Annotated in this window: 16 protein-coding genes and 1 tRNA gene; 8 read left to right on the top strand and 9 right to left on the bottom strand. The window is 62.0% G+C overall.

Features of this window, described 5'->3' with window-relative positions; genetic code table 11:
• Nucleotides 1–10 precede the first annotated feature (10 nt).
• The 3 genes from AC244_RS28340 (at nt 11) to AC244_RS38650 (ending at nt 818) form a co-directional block, all read left to right on the top strand.
• A tRNA-Met gene (locus AC244_RS28340) sits at nt 11–87 on the top strand.
• Nucleotides 88–324: 237 nt separating this feature from the next.
• On the top strand, nt 325–627 hold the full coding sequence (locus AC244_RS38940) for a nitroreductase family protein (protein WP_414735959.1): 303 nt from the start codon (nt 325–327) through the stop codon (nt 625–627).
• Nucleotides 546–818 (top strand): nitroreductase family protein, encoded by a 273-nt coding sequence (locus tag AC244_RS38650; protein WP_053252162.1) that lies wholly within the window; start codon nt 546–548, stop codon nt 816–818. The genes AC244_RS38940 and AC244_RS38650 overlap by 82 nt, the downstream gene beginning before the upstream one ends.
• A gap of 210 nt (nt 819–1028) precedes the next feature.
• Here AC244_RS38650 and AC244_RS28330 read toward each other — a convergent pair whose 3' ends face one another.
• The gene (locus tag AC244_RS28330; protein WP_053252161.1) at nt 1029–1628 is read right to left on the bottom strand and encodes a TetR/AcrR family transcriptional regulator; all 600 of its coding nucleotides are present in this window, start codon (nt 1626–1628) and stop codon (nt 1029–1031) included.
• Nucleotides 1629–1908: 280 nt separating this feature from the next.
• Between AC244_RS28330 and AC244_RS28325 the strand changes: the two genes are divergently transcribed.
• From AC244_RS28325 to AC244_RS38645, 3 genes are read left to right on the top strand one after another with little or no spacing between them, the layout of a single operon-like run.
• A complete protein-coding gene (locus tag AC244_RS28325; RefSeq protein ID WP_053252160.1) occupies nt 1909–3069 on the top strand; it encodes an efflux RND transporter periplasmic adaptor subunit in 1161 nt (386 codons plus the stop codon).
• Nucleotides 3066–5135, top strand: coding sequence for an efflux RND transporter permease subunit (locus AC244_RS28320; protein ID WP_202596131.1), 2070 nt, complete (start codon nt 3066–3068; stop codon nt 5133–5135). The genes AC244_RS28325 and AC244_RS28320 overlap by 4 nt, the downstream gene beginning before the upstream one ends.
• The gene (locus AC244_RS38645; protein WP_202596130.1) at nt 5132–6163 is read left to right on the top strand and encodes an efflux RND transporter permease subunit; all 1032 of its coding nucleotides are present in this window, start codon (nt 5132–5134) and stop codon (nt 6161–6163) included. Before AC244_RS28320 ends, AC244_RS38645 begins: the two co-directional genes overlap by 4 nt.
• A gap of 9 nt (nt 6164–6172) precedes the next feature.
• Here the strand turns inward: AC244_RS38645 and AC244_RS28315 are convergent, their stop codons facing one another.
• Genes AC244_RS28315 through AC244_RS28300 form a run of 4 tightly spaced genes read right to left on the bottom strand, consistent with a single transcriptional unit; the run spans nt 6173 to nt 9115 of the window.
• Entirely contained in the window at nt 6173–6931 is a 759-nt protein-coding gene (locus AC244_RS28315; RefSeq protein ID WP_053252159.1) for an ABC transporter ATP-binding protein, read from the bottom strand.
• Nucleotides 6928–7896, bottom strand: a complete 969-nt coding sequence (locus tag AC244_RS28310) for an iron chelate uptake ABC transporter family permease subunit (protein WP_053252158.1) — start codon at nt 7894–7896, stop codon at nt 6928–6930. The genes AC244_RS28315 and AC244_RS28310 overlap by 4 nt, the downstream gene beginning before the upstream one ends.
• A complete protein-coding gene (locus AC244_RS28305; RefSeq protein WP_053252157.1) occupies nt 7886–8836 on the bottom strand; it encodes an ABC transporter permease in 951 nt (316 codons plus the stop codon). The genes AC244_RS28310 and AC244_RS28305 overlap by 11 nt, the downstream gene beginning before the upstream one ends.
• Nucleotides 8837–8845: 9 nt before the next feature.
• Entirely contained in the window at nt 8846–9115 is a 270-nt protein-coding gene (locus tag AC244_RS28300; RefSeq protein ID WP_053252156.1) for an AraC family transcriptional regulator, read from the bottom strand.
• Nucleotides 9116–9425: 310 nt separating this feature from the next.
• On the opposite strand from AC244_RS28300, the gene AC244_RS28295 reads away from it, so the two are divergent.
• Both AC244_RS28295 and AC244_RS28290 read left to right on the top strand, forming a co-directional pair.
• Entirely contained in the window at nt 9426–10349 is a 924-nt protein-coding gene (locus tag AC244_RS28295; RefSeq protein WP_152976138.1) for a siderophore ABC transporter substrate-binding protein, read from the top strand.
• Between the two features lie 90 nt (nt 10350–10439).
• Nucleotides 10440–10733 (top strand): DUF2218 domain-containing protein, encoded by a 294-nt coding sequence (locus AC244_RS28290; RefSeq protein WP_053252154.1) that lies wholly within the window; start codon nt 10440–10442, stop codon nt 10731–10733.
• A gap of 40 nt (nt 10734–10773) precedes the next feature.
• Here the strand turns inward: AC244_RS28290 and AC244_RS28285 are convergent, their stop codons facing one another.
• The 4 genes from AC244_RS28285 to AC244_RS28270 all read right to left on the bottom strand — a co-directional run bounded on the left by AC244_RS28285 (nt 10774) and on the right by AC244_RS28270 (nt 17179).
• Nucleotides 10774–12432 (bottom strand): GNAT family N-acetyltransferase, encoded by a 1659-nt coding sequence (locus tag AC244_RS28285; RefSeq protein ID WP_161807907.1) that lies wholly within the window; start codon nt 12430–12432, stop codon nt 10774–10776.
• 286 nt (nt 12433–12718) lie between these two features.
• Nucleotides 12719–13213 (bottom strand): hypothetical protein, encoded by a 495-nt coding sequence (locus AC244_RS28280; RefSeq protein WP_053252152.1) that lies wholly within the window; start codon nt 13211–13213, stop codon nt 12719–12721.
• A gap of 169 nt (nt 13214–13382) precedes the next feature.
• Nucleotides 13383–14732 carry an HlyD family type I secretion periplasmic adaptor subunit gene (locus AC244_RS28275; protein ID WP_053252151.1) on the bottom strand — a complete coding sequence of 450 codons (1350 nt, stop codon included), beginning with the start codon at nt 14730–14732 and terminating at the stop codon, nt 13383–13385.
• A gap of 2 nt (nt 14733–14734) precedes the next feature.
• On the bottom strand, nt 14735–17179 hold the full coding sequence (locus tag AC244_RS28270) for a type I secretion system permease/ATPase (RefSeq protein ID WP_234717051.1): 2445 nt from the start codon (nt 17177–17179) through the stop codon (nt 14735–14737).
• Nucleotides 17180–17197: the final 18 nt, after the last annotated feature.

The raw sequence follows: 17197 nt of genomic DNA, 5'->3' as shown, positions 1-17197 counted from the left end.
TTACGCTTGGCGCGGGGTGGAGCAGCCCGGTAGCTCGTCAGGCTCATAACCTGAAGGCCGCAGGTTCAAATCCTGCCCCCGCAACCAAATCAAAAAGCCCGCGAGACAGAAATGTCCGCGGGCTTTTTTTGTTGTCTAGCCCTCAAACCCGCGCACCCCCAAGCTCGCCCAAAACAAAGTCCAGAAAAATCCGGACCTTCAAGGCCAAATGAACCCGAGAACCGTAAACCGCGTAAACGTGCGTCAACGGCAACGGCCACTCGGTCACGACAGCAACAAGCGCGCCTGAGCAAAATCGTTCCGGTCGATTAGATCCAGGAACTGGTGCGTTTGGCGACACATGCGCCGACGGCGTACAATCTGCAGAACTGGCGCTTTATCGCCGTTCATACGCCTGAAGCAAAGGCGCGGCTGCGCTCCGTGGCCAATGACCAGCCGAAGATCAGCGACGCTGCCGTGACATTCATCATCGCCGGATTGCCGCCCAAGCACGACGACGTGGCGGCGCGGTTACGCCCCGCCGTCGAGCCGGCTGGGAGGAGGCGGTGCGCCAGACCTATGAGCATCATCCCGGCCGGCAGCGGGACGAAGCCTTCCGGACGGCGACTTTTGCCGGGGCGACACTGATGTTCGCAGAGCAGGCCTTCGGTCTTGCGTCCTGCCCGACGGGCGGTTTCGATCCGGATGGCGTCGTGCGCGAGTTCGCGCTTGGGCCGCAGGAGATTCCGGTGATGCTGTTGGCCGTGGGCCATGGCGCTGCCGACAACTGGCCACCAAAGCCGCGTCGGCCGGTAACCGAGGTGCTCGACCTCGCCTAAAGCAGTCAGTTCGAACCGGCGCGCTTCCTAGAAGAGCGCTTCGGTTCGGCTGGTGCAGGTCACTGTGTCGGGCGGCGGATGCGGGAATAGGATGCCGCCCATGGTCAAGCAGGTGCCGGACGCAACCCTATCCTGCAGGCGCCTGCGGCTATGCCCGAGCAGCAGAGATGCGCCGCCGCGAAGCAGTCCAATCTTGCGACGCGGGGCTTCTCAAGGTGTCGGACAGAGGAAACGCGTCAGCAGCAGGTGCAGCATCGGCGCTTCTTCGATCGGTTTGAAACCTGGATCGACGGCGATGCGCCCGAAGATGCCGTCGATGATCGCGGCAAGCCAGCGCGCGCCGGCTTCGGGACTGACGGCGGCATCCATCTGTCCGCGCTCGTGTGCGGCTTTGATGAGGGCAAAGAGGGCGGCGCGCAGCTCGGCATCGTTCGCCGCAACAAGTTCGCCGATGCGCTCGTCGCGCATGGCCTCGGCCGCGATCTCCAGCGCCAGGCTGGAATAGACCGGATCGGCCGCCAGCCGCAGAACAACGTCCATGAAACCCAACAGGGCGGCAAAAAGATCCGGCGCTTCATGGAGTTCACGGAAAAACTCCGCCGTTTCTTGACGTTCCTCCTCCACGATCGCGGCGATGATGGCATGCTTGGTCGGAAAATAATGGAAAAGATTGCCCGGGCTCATACCCGCCTCGGCGCAGATTTCCGCCGTCGATGTGCCGTGAAACCCCTTGCGGGAAAAACAGGCGATGGCTGCATCGAGGATGACTTGCCGCCTTGCGGCATGTTTCTCCGGGTCGATCTTGCGCATCGTGCTTCTCCCCAACGGTCTATTTTCTTTAATAGACTAATCGATCTCATATGCGGTGCGGGGGCCTGCGAAGTCAAGAGAGGGGCGCTGTTGCCGCAAGACGCCATGCTCCCGCAATGATTGTATGCGATCGCCATACTATTGACGCGTTTATCGAATGAAATTAGTAGATTGACTAATCGAATAAATAAGTTTCTCCTGAACGCCATACTCAGGGAGCTGTCGATGCAATCCCCCAGGGGTAGGCGGCGTCCGCTCCCGCCAGCGAAAGCCAATCAGAATGAGACGTCCCCCAGTTCTGACCGCAGCAATTGTCGCCACATTCACACTTGTTGCCACGGCAGGGCAGGCGCTTGCCAACGAGGCGGCCGCATCGGTCAGCGCCGATGCTTCGGCCGCAAGCCGTACCGTTTCGACGCTCGTCGCCGACAGGCAGCCGCAGACATGGATGCGCTCCTTTGCCGGCATCTTCGTCGCCCGCGAAGAGATCGCCGTCAGCACGACGTTGACCGAGCAGCGGATCGCCAAGGTTGAGGTCGAGGTCGGCGACCGGGTGGTTGCGGGGCAGGTTCTTGCCCGATTGGAAACGGAGATGCTGGAAAACCTGCTGCGGGAAGCCGAAGGGCGCGTCGCCCGCGCCGGTGCGGCGGTTGCCCAGCAGGAAGAGACCGTCCGGCAGGAAGAAAAGAAACTCGACCGGGCGCGCCAGCTGCGCCACCTGAAAGCCGAGACTTTTCTCGAGGAGCGTGTCTCGGCAGTGGCGATCGCTCTGGAGGCGGTCAAGGTTGCCCGCGCCGATGATGCGCAGGCCCAGGCTCTCTGCGCGGAGGCGCGCCGCAAGCTCGAACGCGCCGTGATCGTCGCGCCCTCCGCCGGCATCGTTTCGGAACGCCTTGCCCGCGCCGGTGCATTGGCTGGATCGGAACCGCTGATGCGCCTGATCCGCGATGGCGAGATCGAGCTTGCTGCCGAAATACCGGAGAGCGAGTTGCCGCTGCTTGCCGTCGGTCAGAAGGTGAAGGTCAGGCTTTCCGGGCGCACGGGCGCGATCGAGGGCCATGTGCGGGTGATCAATCCGAAAATCGACAGCGAGACACGGTTGGGCACGGCCAAGATTGCGCTGAAGACCGATAAACCGCCCTATGCCGGAACGTTCGGCCGCGCGGAAATCGTCGTTGCCGAACGTCCGGCAATCATGGTCGACGATTCGGCGCTGCTTTACGGCGCACTGGACGGTATGCCCTCGGTGTTCATCGTCGAGGGCGGGAAGGTCAAGCGCAAGACCGTCCAGCCCGGGATGCGCCAGAACGGCAAGGTGGAGATCGTATCGGGTCTGGACGCCGGCGAGCGCGTTGTTGCCAAGGCTGGCGTTTCTCTCCGCGAGGGTGAGGCTGTCGCCACCAAAGATGTCGAACCCGCTCAGACAGGCGTGCAGAAATGACCAGCAACATATCCGCCTGGGCGATCCGAAAGCCCGTTCCGACGATCGTCCTCTTCGTCGTTTTGACCCTCGTCGGCATCGCCTCATTCCTGCGTTTGCCCGTCAACGCCAATCCGAGCGTGTCTTTTCCTGTCGTGACCGTGACCATCACGCAGCCGAGCGCCCAGCCGGCGGAAATGGAAACGCAGGTCACACGGCGCGTCGAGGGGGTGGTTGCCGGCCTGGTCGCCGTCAATCACATTCGCTCGACGGTTACCAACGGCGTGTCGACGACCACGGTCGAGTTCAAGATCGGCACCGACCCGGACCGTGCCGCAAACGACGTGCGCGAAGCGGTCGCCCAGATCCGGTCCGATCTGCCGCAGTCGATCCAGGAACCGGTAGTGTCGCGCGTCGACGTCGATGGCAGCGCCATCGTCTACTACACCGTGCGCGCGCCCAACATGTCGGCGGTCGAGCTGTCCTGGTTCGTCGACGACACGTTGAACAGCGAGCTTCTGACGCTTCCAGGGGTGCAGAAGGTCCAGCGCCTCGGCGGCGTCAATCGCGAAGTTCGCGTGTCGCTCGATCCGGAGCGGCTGCTGGCGCTCGGCGTCACCGCCGACCAGGTCAACACGGCGATGCGCGAACTCAACACCAACGTACCTAGCGGGCGTGGTGAGATCGGCGGCCGCGAGCAGTCGATCCGCACGATCGGCAGCGCCACCTCTGTCGAAGAGCTTTCGCGCCTGTCGATCCCGATTTCGGGCGGCCGCTGGGTCCAGCTTTCGGACGTGGCGACGATCGAGGACACGTCGTCCGAACCGCGCAATTTTGCCCGGCTCGACGGCGAACCCGTCGTCAGCTTCTCCGTCTCGCGCAGCAAGGGCGCGAGCGATACGGTGGTTGCCGATCGCGTTGCGGCACGGCTTGCGGAAATCCAGGCGCGCACGCCCGGCATCGAGATCAAGGAACTGATCTCGCTGGTCGAATACACCAAGGAGAGCTACGACGCGGCGGTGACGGCCCTTTTGGAAGGGGCCGCGCTTACGGTCGTGGTCGTCTTTGCGTTTCTGCGAAATTGGCGTGCGACATTGATCTCGGCGCTCGCCATGCCGCTTTCGATCCTTCCGACCTTCATGGTGATGGATCTGCTCGGTTTCACCTTGAACAGCATCAGCCTGCTGGCACTGACGCTCGTCATCGGCATCCTGGTCGATGATGCGGTCGTCGAGATCGAAAACATCGAGCGGCACGTGGACATGGGCAAACGGCCGTTCCTTGCTGCGATCGATGCCGCTGACGCGATCGGGCTTGCGATCGTTGCGACGACGCTGACGATCGTGGCGGTGTTTGCGCCGGTCAGCTTCATCGGCGGCGCAGTCGGGCAATATTTCAAGCAGTTCGGTCTGACGGTCGCCATCGCCGTGCTATTCTCGCTGGCGGTTGCCCGCCTGCTGACGCCGTTGATGGCGGCATATCTGCTTCGCCCGAGGGCGGGGCACGACCACGAGGCGAAGCGTTCACGCATCGGTGATGTCTATGTTCGATTGCTGGGCTGGACGCTCGATCACCGCAAGACGGCGCTTGCGATCGTTGCCCTGATCTTTGTCGGCTCGATCGCGCTTCTGACGATGTTGCCGACCGGCTTCATACCCACAAGCGACAGCAATCTTTCGACATTGAAGATCAGCCTGCCACCGGGCACGCGGCTTGAGGAAACGGCTCGCATCTCGGATGAGATGACGCGCAAGATCAGGCAGCGACCGGAGGTCGATAGCGTGCTCGCGACTGCCGAGAGCCTCAATCAGGTCGACCTGCTGATCAAGCTTCGTCCGCGCAAGGAGCGCAAGCTCGACCGAAAATCGTTCGAACTGTCCCTGCGTCCGTTGCTTGCGGAGACGCCGGACATCCAGGCGACCTTTGCTTCCGAACAGGGCGCAAAGGATCTGTCGATCTACCTGACCAGCGACGACCCGCAGGCCCTGACCCAAGCCGTGCGCCAGCTCGAAAAGGAGATGCGTGCGATGCCGGGTCTCGTCAACGTGCAGCGACCGAGCCCTTGCTGTCGCCGGGGCTGCGGGTGAAGCCTCGCCCCGACGAGGCTGCCCGCCTCGGCGTCTCGGTGACGTCGATCGGCACGGTGGCGCGCATTGCCACGATGGGCGACAGCGAAAGCAATTCAGCTAAGTTCAATCTCGGCAACCGGCAGGTGCCGATCCGTGTGATGCTCGACGAAACCGCACGGGCGGATTTCGACACGCTGCGCAATCTGCGGGTCGGAACCAATTCCGGCAAGCTGGTGCCGCTCACCTCAGTCGCTGACATTTCCTTCGGCGCGGAGGAGGGCAGCGTCGAGCGCCTCAACCGCAAGCGCCTGATGGCGGTCGAGGCGAATCTGAACGGCATCACGCTCGGCACGGCATTCGATGCAGTCTCTGCCTTGCCGGCGATGACCAAAATGCCGGCGGGGGTTTCACAGGCGAACTACGGCGAAGCCGAATACATGTCGGAAATGTTCCGCAACTTCGCGCTCGCCCTGCTCGCCGGCATCCTGATGGTCGCCGCGGTGCTCGTCCTCCTGTTCAAGGATTTCCTGCAGCCGATCACCATCCTGATCGCCCTGCCGTTGTCGATCGGCGGTGCTGCGCTGGCGCTCATCCTCTTTGGTGCGGCGCTCGATCTGTCCTCGACCATCGGCATTCTGATGCTGATGGGCATCGTCTGCAAGAACTCGATCCTGCTGGTCGACCATGCGATCGTCTGCCGGAACGAGGGGGCCGGCCGACGCACGGCCCTGCTGACGGCCGGCACGACCCGCGCACGCCCGATCATCATGACGACGATCGCCATGGTTGCCGGCATGGTTCCGGCGGCGATCGGCGTCGGTGCGGATGCATCCTTCCGTGCACCGATGGCGATCGCCGTCATCGGCGGATTGATCACCTCGACGATGCTGAGCCTCGTCTTCGTGCCGGTGATGTTCACGATGATGGATGATATCGGCGTTCGCCTGGGCCGCCGGTTGAAGCGGCTGTCGTCGGTGACCGACGAGGACAAGATTGCCGATGCGGCACGCAATGGCAGTCAACTTGTGTCTGGCTCGAGTCACTGAGCGGGTGGCCTATTCGAAATAGTTGACGAGCCGCGTTTCGCCGACGGCGTGCACGCGGCAGTCGACGTCAAAGATCGCCTGCAGGCGCGACGGCTCGATCATGTCCTTCGGTGCGCCTTCGAAGGCGAGCTTGCCGTCGCGCATGGCGACGATGCGGTCGGAATAGGCGGAGGCGAAGTTGATGTCGTGCAGCACGACGACGACCGTCTTGGCGAAATCGTCGGCCAAGCGCCGCAGCAGCTTCATCGTCTCGACGGCATGTTTCATGTCGAGATTGTTGAGCGGCTCGTCGAACAGCATGTAGTCGGTATCCTGGCAGAGCACCATGGCGATGAAGGCGCGCTGGCGCTGGCCACCGGACAGTTCGTCGAGGAACCGGTGCTCAAAGGCTTTGAGCCCGACATAGGCGATCGAGCGGTCGATATGTTCGACGTCGATCGCCGTCAGGCGCCCCTTCGAATAGGGGTAGCGACCGAAGGTAACCAGGTCGCGGACGCTGAGGCGCGCGGTGATGTGGTTGTCCTGGCGCATGATCGACAGGCGGCGGGCAAGCACGTCGCCGGCCGTGCGGCTGACGTCGAGGCCATCGACTAGAACCTGTCCCCCATCCATCGGCATCAGGCGGCTGACGATCGACAGCAGCGTCGATTTGCCGGCGCCGTTCGGGCCGATGATCGAGGTCAGGCCACCGGCCGGAAGCGTCATCGAGACCCGGTCGACGACCGCGTTGCTGCCGTAGGATTTGGTCACGTCGCGGATTTCGATCATCGGGCGGAGCCTCGGACAAGCAGGAAGATGAACACAAGACCGCCGACGAATTCGATGACGATGCTGAGCGCGGTGTTGAAGGCGAACAGCCGCTCCAGGATCACCTGGCCGCCGACGAGCGTAACGATGGCAAGGCACACGGCGATCGGCAGCACGAAGCGATGGCTGGCCGTCGGGGTGATCTGCCAGGCAAGGCTTGCGACCAGAAGGCCGAAGAACGTCACCGGGCCGACAAGCGCCGTGGAGACCGAGACGAGGACGGCGATGAGCACAAGCAGGATGGTGACGGTGCGGTGATGGTCGACACCCAGGCCGATGGCGCTTTCTCGGCCGAGCGACAGCACGTCGAAGGTCGGGAACAGCCGCCACAGAACGAAGGTCACGGCGGCGACGGCGATGGCGGAAATGCCGAGAAGGTCGGCATTGACGGTGTTGAAGCTGGCAAACAGGCGGTCCTGCAGCACCACGAACTCATTGGGATCGAGGATGCGCTGCAGGAAGGAGGAGAGACTGCGGAACAGCCCACCGAGGATGATGCCGACCAGCATCAGGAGATGCAGGCTGCGGGTGCCTCCGGAAAACAGTGCCCGGAACAACAGCACGGAAAAGCCGGCCATTGCCGCCGTCTCGATGACGAACTGAAGCCGCGGGTCGACGGCGGTGGCGCCAGCGGCTCCGAGGAAAAATATCATGACCGTCTGCAGCAGCGCGTACATCGCGTCGAAGCCGATGATCGACGGCGTCAGAATGCGGTTGCCGGAGATCGTCTGGAACAGGATGGTCGAGACCGCAATGGCATAGGCGACGAGGACCATGCCCGCGAGCTTGGCGCCGCGGAAGGAAAGGATGAAGGCCCAGCTTCCCCTGGCGCCGAGCGTCATGAAGGCCAGCATCGACAGCAGAGCGAGCACAGCTGTCACCACCAGCACGCCGGCGGGCGAGGCTCTTTTGATTTCAGCCTGCATGGGCGCGCCTCGAAAGCAGCAGATAGAGGAAGACGACGCTGCCGATGACGCCCATGACGGTTCCGACTGGGATCTCATAGGGCGCGATGACAATACGGCCGACGATGTCGCAGGCCAGCACCAGACCGGCGCCGGTGGCGGCGATCAGCGGCAGGGTGCGCCGGAGGTTGTCGCCGACCACGAGGCTGATGACATTCGGCACGATCAGCCCGAGGAACGGCACCATGCCGACGGTGGCGACGACGGTGGCCGTCACCATCGAAACGATGCCAAGGCCGAGCGTCACGACCTTATTGTAGTCGAGGCCGACGTTGCGGGCGATGTCCTCGCCCATGCCGATGACGGTGAAACGGGCGGCGGTGACATAGGCGATCAGCGTCAGGACAAGGGCGATCCATAGCAGCTCGTAGCGACCGCGCAGCACGCCGGAGAAATCGCCTGATATCCACGCACCCATCGACTGCGTCATGTCGTAGCGATAGGCGATGAAGGTGGTGACGGCGCTGATGACGCCACCGAGCATGATGCCGACCAGCGGCACCATCAGCGCCGATCGCAGCGGGATCTGGCGCAGGATTTTTAGAAACAGCGCCGTGCCGGCCAACGCGGTGAGGGCGGCGACGGCCATCTTCGCAGCAACCGGCAGGGCCGGCGCGAAGATCATCGTCAGCAGCATGCCGAGGGCAGCCGATTCGGCTGTGCCTGCCGTCGACGGTTCGACGAAACGGTTGCGGGCGAGCATCTGCATGATCGTGCCGGCGACGGCGAGACCGGTTCCGGCCAGCATCAGCGCCAGGGTGCGCGGCACCCGGCTCTCGACGATTAGCAGCCAGCCGCGCCCATCGCCGCCAAGCCCGGAGGCGAGGCTGCCGACGCCGGTCAGGACGCTGATGACGGCAAGCAGCAGGATGAAGGGAATGGCAATCAGAAGTGGTTTCATCGATCGGTCTTACGCGCGCCGGTGTTTCGGCGAACCCCCGTACGCCCTTTTGAACGCCGTCGTAAAGTTGGAGGGAGTGGTGTCAGCGACGATAGAGGCAGCCCGGGCGATGATCGTGCCGCGCTCCTCCAGCGCGTTGCGCGTCGCCTCCAGCCTTTCATGACGCGAAAGCCAGCTGCAAGCTGCCAGCCGCCTGCTGTTCGACGTCCCGTCGGCGCTTGCCCGATGATCAATGGGGGGCCGAAAATCGCTCTTCGTGGCCGGCTGGCTGCCGTTCATTCTTCCGTCGCCTCCGAACAACTTGAGACATGTTTCGTTCGTGCATGTCTCGGCATCGCGAAAGCCTCTCCGGTCAGGCACCGGACTGGGGCTGAGTCTCAATCATATATATGACATCGTTAGTCAAGTTTCGTCGCGCGGAACGCCGCAGTGGCCTGAAATGACGGGAGGCAGGAAGGGCGTTTTCTGTTGTCCCCCGTCCAGGTTCTAAGGTTCGCATTGCCCGATGACTTTTGCCGGACGTTGAACGGTCTTGTTGCCCTCTTTGGAAAATCGCGCTAGGACGATCGAAAAGATGAGGAAAATAGTCATGAATATATCTCTGTTTTCTAATGGTCTTCGTAGTGTTGCTGTCGCTGCCGTTTTGGCACTGGCGCCTGCCGCAAGCGCCGAAACGTTGAAGATCGAGCACAGCAGCGGCGTGACGGATGTCGAAAAGAATCCGAAGACCGTGCTGGTTTATGACTTCGGCATGCTCGAGACCCTGGATATGCTCGGCGTTGCCGTGGCCGGCGTTCCCGGCTCCGCGATCCCGCCGGCGCTGGAAAAATACAAGTCCGACGACTTTCCGAAGATCGGCACGCTGTTTGAGCCCGATTATGAGGCGGTCAATGCTGCCGAGCCTGACCTGATCATCGTCGGCGGCCGTTCGCAGTCGAAATATGCCGAACTCGCCAAGCTCGCTCCGACCATCGACCTGACCTCTGATGACAAGGATCTGATCGGCAGCGTCAAGAAGAATGCCGCCATTCTCGGCCTCATCTTCGGCAAGGAAGTGGAGATCAAGGCCGCTTCGGACAAGCTCGACGGCTCGATCGAGAAGCTGCGCGGCGTTGCCAAGGGTGCCGGCAGCGGCCTCGTGCTCTTGACGACCGGCGGCAAGATCAGCGCCTATGGCAAGGGGTCGCGTTTCGGCGAAATCCACGACATCTTCGGCGTCGAGCCGGCGGACCCGAAGCTGCAGGTCGCGACGCACGGCCAGGCTGTTTCCTACGAATATATCCTCGAGACCAATCCGGACTGGATCTTCGTCGTCGACCGCGACGCGGCGATCGGCCAGGAAGGCCAGCCGGCCGCAGCCCTGCTCGACAACGAGCTGGTACGCCAGACCAAGGCCTGGAAGAACGAGCGGGTCATCTATCTCGATTCCGCCAAGCTCTACCTGACGAGCTCGGGCCTCAAGTCCGAACAGGATATCGTCGATCAGCTCACGGAAGCGCTGAGCAAGAAGTAAGCAAAAATTTGCAGAGGGCGGCAGGAGCGATCATGCCGCCCGTCTTGGCCTTTGCCTACCCATCGATCCCCATGCAGTGTGGAGAAGAACATGTTGAAAGCCACGAGCGGTTTTACCACCGAGCGCGCGTCGCAATACCTGCAGCAGATGTCCAAGCATTTCGCGCACAAGACGACGGTCGAGTACACTGAGACGGATTCGGTTGCGACGATAGGGGCCAGCACCGCGCGCATGACGGCCCGCGGAGATCAGCTGTCGTTCGTCGCGGTATCGCCGGATGCCGAGGCGCTGGCGGAATGCAAGGACGTGATCGAGCGCCATATCATCCGTTTCGCATTTCGCGAGGAACTGAAGGCGCTCGAATGGACCGAAACCGCCGAGTGAGCGGCCGGCCGCACCACTGCGCGCTTTTGCGCGATATGCTTCAGTGCTTGATCCGTGAGCCCGTGTCGCCCGGCTTGTTCGGTCGTGCCTGCAGGTGCGCCGAAATGCCGGCCGGCAAAGAGGGCTGAAGCAGGGGCGGCGTGGTCGGCAGGCGCACGGAGGCGTCAAGCGTTCGCTTCGGCGGCACCAGGACTCTCGGCGGTGGGGCGATCGATACCGGGGTTTGCGCCGGTTCGGGAACCTCGTCCTGTTGCAGGGTTTGCATGGCTGCCTTCAGTCGTATGACGGCTTCCTGCGCCTTCAGCTTGCAGCGCACGTGATCCGGATCGTCGGAAAGGATATCCTCGAAGCTTGTGAAGATGCCGAGGGCTTCTTCGCCTCGGCCGGTCGCGCAGAGCGCGACGCCGAGCTTGTAGCGCACGAGGCTCAGGAGCGGATGGCGAGCGAGCAGGGCCTCGAAGGTCTCGGCTGCTTCGGTGTAGTGTCTTTGCGCCATCTGGCTATCACCGAGGCGATGCTGGATCTTGCCGGCACCCGGCATCGTCGCAAGCAAGCCTCTGTAGAGATATTCCGCCTCGTCGTGTTCGCCCTTGTCGTCGAAAAGCTGGGCGAGGCCGTAGCGGGCGCGCACGTGTGTCGGCGCAGTGTGGATGACCTGTCGATAGCCAGGCTCCGCCTTGTCCAATCGCCCCTGCTTGTGCAGTTCCACAGCGCGATCGTAGACATATTCGATGCTGCGCGGGTTGAGACAATTGCGCAGATTGCGACCGGACAGGGTCCGGACAAGCATGCTGCGAATGCGGCGTTCCTCGACGCCAAAGGAATATTTGTAGTCTTCGTTGCCGCGCAGGAAATCGTAGACCCGATATCCCTCGGCGATCGCATCGCGAATGGCAAAGCCGTGCAGCAGAAGGCCGGGGGAAGGGGTCGTCCATGCCTCGTCGCGACCGGTGATATAGAACAGAATGGTCTGCTTCTGCCGGTCGAGCAGATTGGCAAGCACGCCGAGCGGCCGGTCCTGATACCACAGAACGGGCACGTCGAGCGCGCCCTGGTTAAAGGCGTCGAGCAACATCTCCCGCGTCAGGGTGATCAGACGGTCGACCTTGCTGCCCTTGCGCTCCGCCCATTTGATACGCCACAGCCGGAACAGGGTATCGAGGTCCCTTTCGATCGTCTCTTTCGTCGCGTGGGTAATGCGGTAATCGGGTGAGGCCTCGACCATCCGCATGAAGCGTCGCAGCTTCTGTCGCGTCTGCGCACTCATATGCGTGCTGAGATATTCCTCCCAGCTTTCCGGCAGGTTCACATAGGGGCAGATCGTATTGTCGATGTTGTCAGCATTGCTGCGCTCGTTGCTGGTCTGCACGAACTGGCTTTCGGGAAAAGCGCCGAGCAGGCGGTCGAGCCGGGACGAGGCGGTATAGAAATAGTCGAACGTGAGGGTTGTCCAGTTCTCCTTGCCGATATGAACGGAAAAGGCATCGGCCGCCTCGTCCTCCAGACCGGGCCGGCACAGGAAACCGGTATAGTCGGCACCGTAATTGCCTGCCATTCGGATTTCGTCACAGAAGAGCTTGGTCTTTTCGTCCTGGTAGGTCGCCACCTTCAATGGCATGAAGGCGCAGTAATGCGCATCGCCTTCCTGCTTCAGCGCGAGAACGAACCAGCGGTGGCGGTGCGACAGATACTTTTGCAACCACCCCCACGAAAGAAAAAGATGAGCTTCGGGATCTTCCAAGTAAATCCGATCCCAATCTTCGCGAATTTTTTCAAAATCTTCCAAAGTGTCAAAAATATCTATTTTCATAACGCCCCCGGTACGCAACAGATAAATACTTTCCTAAAAGCATATGTCCGGATTGTTCGTTTTCAAAATTACCTTAGGTATTAGTCAATCCATAGCCCGGCTGTACTAATTCATATTATTCGAATGCATTGTCTGCCGGCGTCGGCGACCGCTTCGCACTTTTCCTGGAAATGCTCTAGATCGAACGCTCGTCGAAATTCGGCCGGGAGCGAATGAACGCCCAGAGGCTCTTGCTGATCTCGGTGATCTCCCGGATGGCAGCTTCGAGCCGCTCCAGTTCGCGGGCGTCCAGCTGCTCGACCTTGCCGTAGCGAATGTCCTTGTCGCCTTCGACCAGGCGCATCAGCTGCGTGCTGGAGATTTCGCCCTGCTCGTCGAAGGAGTAGATGCAGTGGTTGTACTTGTTGCGCATCTTCGACTGCTGTTTCAGCCGATCCATGATCGAAAGAACGCTGTCGCGCGTGTCGGCGGGTGTGGCCGGCAGCTTGGCCAGGCGCTCCGTCAGGTCGATACGGGCGCGCGTGGTGTTCAAGGTCAGAAAGACCACGATCGCCTGCTCCTTGTCGACATTCAGCAGGTGGGCAATGACATAGATCAGCAGGCTTTCGGTATTGGTCCAGACGTAGTTGAGGCGGCCGACAAGCAAAAGCACCTCGTGTATCGCTGCCATCAAACGTCTCCCCTTTACGCGACCCACGGCACGCTGCCATCACCGGCGAAGACCATCTTGAAGGAAATAATCCAGCCTTCAAGACGGCGAGAGGTCGGGGGCAAAAAGCCGAAACCTGCAGCCGATTCCGATCGTGCGCCGACGTCATCGTCAGCCTCCCCGCTTCGTCTCAGGTTTCCTTGAAGGCTCGCGACATGCTGTCGGTGATCGGTTTCGTCAGATATTCGAAGAATGTGCGCTCCGAGGTGGTGATCAGTACTTCGGCCGGCATGCCCGGCACCGGATGGAAGCCATGCACGCGGTGGATCTCGCTGACGGGCACCTCTACGCGGACGATATAGACGTCGCGCTGCTGGCCTCCGCTCACTTCTTCGACGGAATCGGCGGAGACATAGAAGACCTTGCCGCTCAGCACCGGCGTCGTGCGGCGGTTGAGCGCCGACAGGCGTATCGTCGCGTCCTCGCCCACCCGCAACTGGTCGATCGAGGTCCGCAACACTTGCGCTTCGATGATCAGCGGTACATTGGCCGGCAGGATTTCCATGATCGGCTTGCCGGTCGCGATCACGCCGCCGGCGGTATGGAAATAGCTGCGCACCACGGTTCCGTCGACGGGTGAACGGATGGTGGCACGGCCAAGGACCTCGCTTGCCTCGCGTAGCTGCTCGCGCACGCCGTCGAGGTCGGCCTCGGCGGCTTCAAGCCCATCGAGTGCCGCCTGTTTGTTGGCATTGACGGCGATTACCGCCTCCTGGCGATAGCGATCGATCTGCGACAGGCTCTCCTTGACCTCGGCGTCGAGCCTGCCGATTTCGCCCATGGCGTCGGCAGCAGCACGGTCGAGCGCCATCAGTTCCGATCTCTTGATCAGGCCGCTTTCGGCAAGCTTGCTCTTGGCGGCGCGTTCCTCGTTGAGGATGTCCAGCTGCTTGTTGAACGATTCCTGCTGGCGTTCGTAACCCTTGGCGCGGAACTCCAGCGACTTGATGTTCTGCTCGATGAGGCTCAGCTGGTCGTCGAGCTTGATCTTCTTGCTGTGGAAGTTGACGTTCTGGCTCTCGATGATCGCGTGGATATCCGGATCGCTTGCCTCTTTCTTGACAATGTCGGGGATCTTGAATGTGCCACTGCCCAGGGCTTCCGCGCGTAGCCGCGCGACCACAGCTTCGAGACGCAGGCGCTTCAGGTTGAGCGCGCGCTCGTTGGCGCGCGACGGTGTCTGGTCGAGCTTGACCAGGATATCACCGGTCTTGACCTTGTCGCCTTCCGCCACCAGCATCTGCTCGATGATGCCGCCTTCGAGGTGCTGGATGATCTTGTTGTTGCCGTTGGCGACGAAGCTTCCCTGGGCGATGATCGCGGCCGCCAGTGGCGCAGCAAAGGCCCAGTAACCGAAGCCGCCGAACGACGCGAGGATCAGGGCGAGGCCGGCCATGCTGTGCAGCTTTATCGATCGCGGCACCTCCGAATACCACTCGACGGCATGTTCCTCGGCAGCATTCTTTTTCTCGCGGCTCATGGTCATTCTCCGGCGATACGGGGTGCGGACTTTTCGTCCTTCGGCTTGGCGCTGATGGCGGCAAGCACGTCGTTGCGCGCGCCGAACATGGCGACGGTTCCTTCGTTCAGAACCATGATCTTGTCGACGCATTGCAGCAAAGCGGGGCGCTGGGTGATGGTGACGGTGGTGATGCCCTGCTTCTTGGCATGCACCAGCGCCCGGGCAAGAGCCGCCTCGCCATTGCTGTCGAGATTGGAATTGGGCTCGTCCAGCACCACGAATTTGGGGTTGCCGAAGAAGGCGCGCGCCAGAGCGATGCGCTGCTTCTGACCACCGGAAAGCGGCGCTCCGTCTGCGGCGACGATCGTCTCGTAGCCCTGCGGGAACGAGGCAATCAATTCGTGCACGTCGGCAAGCACCGCCGCTTCGAAGATGGTGCTGTCTTCGACATCGTCGCGCATGCGCGAGATATTGGCCTTGATGGTGCCGGGAAAGAGCTGCACGTCCTGCGGCAGATAGCCGATGCTTTCGCCGAACTGCCGCTGGTCCCAGTTTCTCAGGTCCATGAGATCGAGGCGGACATTGCCCGAGGTCGGTACGATCGAACCGACGAGCATCTTGCCGAGCGTCGTCTTGCCGGAGCCGGAATTGCCGATGACTGCAAGCGACTCCCCCTTGTTGAGCGAGAAGGAAATGCCGTTGAGGATCACCCGCTTCTGCGGCGGCGGCACGAAGAGGATGCGTTCGACATCAAGCCGGCCTTCCGGTTTCGGCAGGCGCAGCCGCGGGAAGTTCAACGGTGAATTGACCAGCAACTGCTTGATCCGGCCATAGGCGGCACGCGAGTGGTTGAGCTGGTTCCAGCCCTCGATCGCGCCTTCGACCGGTGCCAGCGCGCGCCCCGCGATGATCGAGGCGGCGATGACCATGCCGCCGGTCAGGTGCCCGTCCATCGACAGATGCGCGCCCCAGCCGAGCAGGGCGACCTGGGTGAACATCCGCACCGCCTTCGAGGCTCCGGTAAAGACGATGCTGCGGTCCTGGGCATAGACCTGCGATTTCAGCGAGCCTGCCGTTTCGCGGCCCCACATCTTCACCGCTTCGGGGATCATCGCCAGCGCGTTGATGATCTGCGAATTGCGCGACATCGAATCCAGATGGAAATTGGCGCGGCTGAGGAAGGCGTTGGCCTCGCTGAAGGGCTGCGACGTCGCTTTCTGATTGAGATAGGCGATCACGAACAGGACGACGCAGCACATGATGACGATCAGGCCGAGTTGCGGCTGGATAATCCAGACCACCACGACGAAGAACGGCATCAGCGGGGCATCGAGGAACGAGATCAAGGTGCCGGAGACGATGAAGGAGCGCAGTTGCTGAAGGTCGCTCAATACCTGGTAGTCGCGACCGTTGCCGTGCAATGACGCTCTTGCGGCCGCACTTAGGATAGGCGCACCGAGCTGGACCTCCATTTCGACCGCCGTCCGCATCAGGATGAAACGGCGGATGGAATCGAGGATGACCTGCAACACGATGGCGCCGAGCACGGCGATCGTCAGCATGACAAGCGTATCCTGCGAGCGGCTGGTCAGCACCCGGTCGGAGATCTGGAACAGATAGATCGGAATGGCGAGGACCAGCACGTTGATCGCGACGGTAAACGCGATGACGATCATCATGTTGCGGCGAACGACCGCCATGCCGTTGCGCAGGCTGGCGGCGAAATTGATCGGTCCCATGCGCTTGTGGAATGTGTGCTTGTCGCCGCCGCCGCCACCGCCGCCGCCGCCATCGGTGGGAACGCCGTTGTTGCCGCCACCATCGCGCACGGTCGGGCGGCGGTCGTTCTCCTTCAGCGGGCCTGGATCGTTGTCGATCGTCTGTGGCAGAGGGCGACCCGGTCGGCTCTTCAATTCATCGGCCGGGTCGCTGTCGTTGCCACGACGGGCTGTGGTTTCCTGTTGGACCGGGCTCGCCTGCGCATCGAGCGGCTTTGGCTCCTGCGGTTCTGCCGGCAAGGCGTTCGTCGGCGTGGCTTTCGCAAGCGGCACCTCGATGATCGGTGCTTCTACCGGCGCCACGGGCTCGATTTCCTGCAGCGGCACGCTTTCGCGGCTCTGCCACAACGCGCCCTCGCGCCGTGGGCCGAACTGATAGCCGGCCTGTTTCTTCTCGGTATGACGGATGGGGTTTGCCAGGGAATGGGTAACGGCAAGCAATTCGGCATCGGAATCGTCGTGGTCGCCGGACGCGGGGGTCTCAGCGATTTTTTTGGGTCGCGAGATGGCTTCCTGTGTCGTGCGGATATCGAGGCCGACTTGGCGCAGGCCTTCCACGGCCTCGTTGATCGCGGCGATGCACTTGTCGGTCAACGCTGCTTCGAGTTCGTCGACCGCTTCCAGAACCGGCTCACCCTGTGCAGGCGGCCTGCCAGCACCGCTACGCCACTTCGAAAGATCGTTCATGCCTTCCCCCCGTCGTGT

This window comes from Ensifer adhaerens (genome assembly GCF_001270265.1).
In the GTDB taxonomy this organism is placed as follows: Bacteria; Pseudomonadota; Alphaproteobacteria; order Rhizobiales; family Rhizobiaceae; genus Ensifer; species Ensifer adhaerens_B.
Note: the sequence above shows the minus strand (reverse complement) of the source record. Positions and strands in the feature narration are given on the sequence as shown.